The following is a 6,031-nucleotide window of genomic DNA, read 5'->3' as shown; positions in this document are numbered from 1 at the left end:
GGTGTCTATCTCGCGCCGCGCGCGCGGGGGCCACCCCCCCGCCCCGCCGCCGCCCACCCCCCCCCCCGACTGCGTCCCCGCTCCCCCACCTCCCAACCAGTACCCCCCTGACCCCGCCCCCCCCCCCCCCGAGCGTGTCTCTGCTCCCGCCCCCCCCCCGGGGCATGGGGCGGTGGTCAGTGTGAGGGCCTGGTCGATGTCGTGGGGACGGCCGCGGTCCCGGGCCCGGCGGGTCCGGTCGTGATGTCCTCGGCCGCGGTGTCGCGCCGCCGCAGGGCGCGGTCCACGACGGCCTTGGCCAGCGCCTCCGCCTCCGCCCGGTTCCGCCGCGCCGTCCGCAGCGCGTCCCAGGTCAGGATCGTCAGCGCGAGCCACACGAGGGAGAAGCCCGCCCAGCGCTCCGGCGGCATCGCCTCGTGGAAGTACAGGACGCCCAGACTGAACTGGAAGACCGGAGCCAGGTACTGGAGCAGCCCCAGCGTCGACAGCGGCACGCGGATGGCCGCCGCGCCGAAGCAGACCAGGGGTACGGCGGTGACGATTCCGGTCGCCGCGAGGAGGGCCGCGTGTCCCGCGCCCTCGGTGCCGAAGGTGGCCGAGCCCTGCGTGCCGAGCCACAGCAGATAGGCGAGGGCGGGCAGGAACTGGACGGCGGTCTCGGCGGCCAGCGACTCCAGGCCGCCGATGTTGACCTTCTTCTTCACCAGGCCGTAGACGCCGAAGGAGAAGGCCAGGATCAGCGAGATCCACGGCGGGCGCCCGTAGCCGATCGAGAGGACCAGGACGGCCGTGGCGGCCACGCCGACCGCCACCCACTGCGCGGGCCGCAGCCGCTCCTTCAGGAGCAGCACGCCCAGGGCGATGGTGACGAGCGGGTTGATGAAGTAGCCGAGGGAGGACTCGACGACCTGGCCGGCGTTGACGGCCCAGATGTAGACGCCCCAGTTGACGGTGATGACCGTCGCGGCGAGCGTGATGAGGCCCAGCTTGCGCGGGCTGCGCACCAGCTCGCGTATCCAGCCCCAGCGGCGCAGCGCGAGGAGCGCGATGCCGACGACGACCAGCGACCACACCATCCGGTGGGCGAGGATCTCGACCGCCCCGGCCGGCTTGAGAAGTGGCCAGAAGAGCGGGACGAGCCCCCACATGCCGTAGGCGCCGATCCCGTACAGAAGCCCTGCTCGCCCCTCGTTGTCTTCCTTCACCGAACCTCCTGCCCTGCGCCACGCTGTTCCGTCGAAGGTAGCGCCGCACAGGGCCGGCTGTCATGTCCGTACCGCTATACGGTCATGACCTCTGGGTGAGGGCCTCGGCGATCGTCTCGGCGAGCGGGGTGGTCGGACGGCCGATCAGGCGGGAGAGCTCGCCGGTCCGCCCGGCGAGCGCCCCGCGCTCGATGGCCTTGTCGACGTCCACGAGGATCGCGGCGAAGAACGGCGGGACGCCCGCGCCGGTCAGGATCTCCTCGTGCGTCTCGGCCGGGACGTTGCTGTACGTGATCTCCCGGCCCGTCTGGCGGGCGACCTCGGCCGCGTACTCGGCCAGCGACCAGGCGACGTCGCCGCTCAGTTCGTACGCGGTGTTCCGGTGGGTCTCGGCCGGGCCGGTCAGGACCGCGGCGGCCGCGGCGGCGTAGTCGGCGCGGGTGGCGGAGGCGACCCGGCCCTCGCCGGCGTTGGCGACGACGGCGCCGTGCGCGAGGACGGGGGCGAGGTTGGCGGTGTAGTTCTCGGTGTACCAGCCGTTGCGCAGGAAGGTGTACGGCAGGCCGGAGTCGAGGATCCGCCGCTCGGTCTCCCTGTGTTCGGCGGCCAGGTCGAAGTCGGCCTCCGGTCCGCCGAGGATGCCGGTGTAGGCGAGCTGGGCGACGCCGGCGGCCTTGGCCGCGTCGATCACCGCGGTGTGCTGCGCCACGCGCTGCCCGACCTCGCTGCCGGAGATCAGCAGCACCCGGTCGCCGGCGGCGAACGCGCCCGCCAGGGTCTCCGGCTTGCCGTAGTCGGCGATCCGCAGCTCGACGCCGCGCTCGGCGAGGTCGGCCGCCTTGGCCTTGTCGCGGACGACGGCGGCCACGGACGCGGCGGGAACCCGGGTCAGCAGCTCGTCGACGACGAGACGGCCGAGCTGTCCGGTGGCTCCGGTGACGACGATGCTCATGGTGATCTCCTTGCTCGCGGGGTGATGTACTCACCGTACGAGGGGCGCCAACTATTCGAAAGTACCCACTTTGAAGTAAGGTACTGGCATGGGAGTAAGTGATGCGAGGGTCGGGACCGAACCGAAGAGCCTGCTGGCGGACGTCGACGGCACGATGTGCCCGGCGCGGCTCGTCCTGGAGCACGTCACCAGCCGATGGGGGGTCCTGATCCTCATCGCGCTGCGGGAGCGTTCGTACCGCTTCAGCGAGCTGCGCCGCAGGGTCGGCGGGGTCAGCGAGAAGATGCTCACCCAGACGCTCCAGACCCTGGAGCGCGACGGCTTCGTCCACCGTGACGCCAAGCCGGTCATCCCGCCCCGCGTCGACTACAGCCTCACCGAACTGGGAGAGGAGGCCGCCCGCCAGGTCTGGGAGCTGGCCCGCTGGACCGACGAGAGGGTCCCGGCCGTCCGGGAAGCCCGCGCCCGCTACGACGAGGCGCGTCGCGAGGCGGCTACGGGATCGACCCAATGATGTTGTAACCAGGGCGTGTTGGACCCGACACGTCGTACGATCTGCTCACCACTGGGGGCAAGTGTGAGCGTGCGTGGGGGAAACGTGACGTACGGGTACCGAAGAGTGCTGCGCGCATGCGGGGGCTTACTCGCCTGCGGCTTGATCCTGACCGGATGCTCGAGCTCCGGGGACGACGGCGAACAGCCCGGGGGGAAGTCGGGTCCGACCTCGACGGCCCCACCCACCGGGAGCCCGACGGCGACACCCGTCGCGCCCACGAAGCTCCCCTTCAGCGCGGACCCGAAGCGCGCCCCGAAGAACGCGGCCGAGGCCAAGCGGCTCGCCCTTGCGATCGTCGCGGGACCCGAATCCTGGGGTTCGGACTACGTCAAGCGCACCCCGCACCTCAGCGCCGACGACTACTGGCCCGTGCTCGGCGCGCAGTGCACCTGGGAGACCGGCACCCGCCCGGGGAGCGTGCTCTACAGCGTCACCGCCTACAGCGAGATCCCCGCCTCGGCCGACAGGGGGCTGCTGCGGGTCTCCGCGACCGTCCTCGTCCACCGCACCGAGTCGGACGCCGACTGGGAGATGGCCCAGACCCTGGAGGAGGTGCTCCGCTGCCCCGACCAGCGACTGCGCGACGGGGAGCGGATCACCGGCCTGATGTCCCTCGGCAGCCCCTTCGGCGTCGGAGGCAACTACACGGCCGTGGACTCGCTGAGAGAGGCGGGGAAGTACGTCAACGACGCCGTCAAGGGCGAGCAGACGTACTCCTGGTACCAGTCCCGCGTCGGACAGGTCACCGTCGCCGCCGTCGTGAAGGGCGCGCCCGGCCACGTCGGCAAGGAGCTCGACGGCGCGCAGGTTCAGGCCCTCGTCGCCATGGTCGGTCGTGCCGAAGACGAGCTGGAGGTCCAGTCGTGAGCCCCACCGCCCAGCCGGACCCGCAGCCGGACCCGCAGCCCGATCCTCGGTCGGCGCACCGGCTCGACGGGCAGCCCGGTCCGCAGCCGGATCCTCGGTCGGCGCACCGGCTCGACGGGCAGCCTGATCCGCAGTCGGACTCTCAGCCCGGTCCGCAGCCGGATCCTCGGTCGGCGCACCGGCCCGACGGGCAGCCTGATCCGCAGCCGGACTCCCAGACCGGTCCCCAGCCGGACCCGCAGCCGGATCCTCGTCCACTGCCCCGGCCCGGTGCCCTCCAGCCGCTGCTGTCCTCCGACCCGTCGTCGATCGCCGGGTACCGGCTGCTCGGCCGGCTCGGCGCCGGCGGCATGGGCGTGGTCTACCTCGGCCGTACGGACAACGGCGAACTCGCCGCCGTGAAGGTCACCCACGCGGACCAGGCCGACCAGGCCGACTTCCGCGCCCGGTTCCGCCGTGAGGTCGAGGCCGCCCGCCGGGTCGCCAGCCCCTGGGCCGTCCCCGTCACGGGCGCCGACCCGGGCGCCCCCGAGCCCTGGATGGCGACCGCCTTCGTCCCCGGACCCTCTCTCGGCGAGGCGGTGTCCGCGCACGGTCCGCTGCCGGAGCGGAGCGTACGGATCCTCGGTGGCGCGCTCGCCCGCGCGCTGGCGGCCGTGCACGAGGCCGGACTCGTGCACCGCGACGTCAAGCCCGGCAACGTCCTGCTCGCCGTCGACGGCCCGCGCCTCATCGACTTCGGCATCGCACGGACGACGGGGGAGACCGCGCTCACCTCCACCGACATGGTCGTCGGCACGCCCGGCTTCCTCGCCCCCGAACAGGCCGAGGCCCGCGGCGCCGAGATCGGCCCGCCCAGCGACGTCTTCGCGCTCGGCTGCCTCCTCGCCCACGCGGCCACCGGACGCCCGCCCTTCGGTACGGGAGCGGTCGACGCCCTGCTGTACCGCACCGTCCACGACGAACCCGACCTCACCGGCGTACCGGCGGGGCTCATGGACCTGCTGCGCGCCTGCCTCGCCAAGGACCCCGCCCAGCGGCCCACCGCCGAGGAGATCGCCGCCCGCCTCACGGAGGACACCCCGGGCATGGCAGCCGACTGGCTCCCCGCCCCCGTCGTGCGGACCATCGCCGAGCGCTCGGCGGCGATGCTGGCGCTGCCCGAGATCGACGCCACCGAGCTCGGGGCCTCGTCGGACACTGCCGGCCAACCCGCCTCCAGCAGGCGGAGGTTCCTGCTCCTGACCTCGGGCGCGGCCGTCCTCGCCACAGGAGGCGGCATCGGTGCCTGGGCCGCGCTGCGGGACGACGACAAGGGCGAGAAGGCCGCCCCCGCCCCGAAGGAGCGGCGCTGGGTCGTCGGCGTGCACGCCGACCTGACCGGCCCCGCCAAGGACATCGGCCGCGCGCAGGAGCGCGGAGCCCGGCTCGCCGTCGAGCAGTTCAACGCCCGCGCGGACAAGCCGTTCACGCTCGAACTCAAGGTCTCCGACGACGGCGGCGACAGCAACAGGGCCCTGGCCGCGGCACGCGTCCTCACCGGCGACCCCGACGTCCTCGGGGTCATCGGGCCCACCTCCGACTACACGGGCCTGGCCGCCCTCCCCGCGTACGACGAGGCACTCCTGCCTGTGATCACGGTCTCGGCCGGGCTGAACCTGCTGACCAACCCGGCGGGGGGCCAGGGGCTCTCGATGGTGCAGGCCTGCCCGCAGCACATCCTCGCGGGCAGCGGCCTCGCCTACTACGTGCTGACGAAGACCCTGAGCATCCGGCCGGGCATCCTTCAGGAGCGGACCGACGACACCTACGCCTGGCAGTACATCGGCGGCGCGAACTTCGCCTTCCGACAGGGAAGGGTCGTCCCCGTTCCCCGTGTCGTCCCCGGGCCCACCACCGACTACAAGCGGGTGCTCGGCGGCATGATGGCGGAGGGCATGGACGCCTACGTCCACTGCGGTCTCACCCCGAGTGCCGTCCTCGCCGCCCGCGCGCTCGACGAACTCGGCTTCACCGGCATGAAGGTCGCCGGGCAGCACGTCTTCGGGTCCCGGTTCCTGGCGGAGGCGAGGGGCGCGGCGGAGGGCTGGATCCTCGGCGCACCGGTCGTCGATCCCACGACGCGCAAGGAGGCGTCCGCCCTCGTCGGCGCGCACCGGAAGCGGTACGGCACGGCCCCCGACTTCTACACGGGCGAGAACTTCGACATGGTCAACCTCCTGCTCCAGGAGGTCGAGAAGGCGGCCAAGGGCGGGAAGCGCCCCGACCGCGGGACGCTTGTCTCCTCGCTGCGCAAGGCCAAGTACACGGGCGCCATGGGCGGCTACGTCTTCGATCCCGAGAGCGGGCAGCTGGCGGCGTCCGGCACCTTCATGTACACCGTGGAGAACGGACGGTACAAGCCGCTGGAGTTCGCCCCCTCGGTCCCGCCGAAGAACAGACGGGTCTGAG

General features: G+C 72.7%; 5 protein-coding genes. 3 read left to right on the top strand and 2 right to left on the bottom strand.

From position 1 onward, the window contains the following. Positions 1-176: 176 nt before the first annotated feature. Both rarD and ACFVZW_RS22660 read right to left on the bottom strand, forming a co-directional pair. Positions 177-1,205, bottom strand: coding sequence for an EamA family transporter RarD (gene rarD / locus ACFVZW_RS22665; RefSeq protein ID WP_384523976.1), 1,029 nt, complete (start codon positions 1,203-1,205; stop codon positions 177-179). A gap of 82 nt (positions 1,206-1,287) precedes the next feature. Then, positions 1,288-2,157 (bottom strand): SDR family oxidoreductase, encoded by an 870-nt coding sequence (locus ACFVZW_RS22660; RefSeq protein ID WP_384523973.1) that lies wholly within the window; start codon positions 2,155-2,157, stop codon positions 1,288-1,290. An 88-nt stretch (positions 2,158-2,245) separates the two neighbouring features. On the opposite strand from ACFVZW_RS22660, the gene ACFVZW_RS22655 reads away from it, so the two are divergent. The 3 genes from ACFVZW_RS22655 (at position 2,246) to ACFVZW_RS22645 (ending at position 6,030) form a co-directional block, all read left to right on the top strand. Next, the gene (locus ACFVZW_RS22655) at positions 2,246-2,671 is read left to right on the top strand and encodes a winged helix-turn-helix transcriptional regulator (protein ID WP_384523970.1); all 426 of its coding nucleotides are present in this window, start codon (positions 2,246-2,248) and stop codon (positions 2,669-2,671) included. Between the two features lie 141 nt (positions 2,672-2,812). Then, a complete protein-coding gene (locus ACFVZW_RS22650; RefSeq protein ID WP_384523968.1) occupies positions 2,813-3,580 on the top strand; it encodes a hypothetical protein in 768 nt (255 codons plus the stop codon). A 257-nt stretch (positions 3,581-3,837) separates the two neighbouring features. After that, the gene (locus ACFVZW_RS22645) at positions 3,838-6,030 is read left to right on the top strand and encodes an ABC transporter substrate-binding protein (protein ID WP_384524016.1); all 2,193 of its coding nucleotides are present in this window, start codon (positions 3,838-3,840) and stop codon (positions 6,028-6,030) included. The last annotated feature ends 1 nt before the right edge of the window (position 6,031 follow it).

This window comes from Streptomyces sp. NPDC059567 (assembly GCF_042735655.1).
GTDB lineage: Bacteria > Actinomycetota > Actinomycetes > Streptomycetales > Streptomycetaceae > Streptomyces.
This window is presented reverse-complemented; position numbering and strand designations above follow the sequence as displayed.

Excerpts from the sequence above, each read along its gene's own strand:
- ACFVZW_RS22660 (WP_384523973.1), bottom strand. The coding sequence starts at position 2,157 with ATGAGCATCGTCGTCACCGGAGCCACCGGACAGCTCGGCCGTCTCGTC.
- ACFVZW_RS22655 (WP_384523970.1), top strand. The coding sequence starts at position 2,246 with ATGGGAGTAAGTGATGCGAGGGTCGGGACCGAACCGAAGAGCCTGCTG.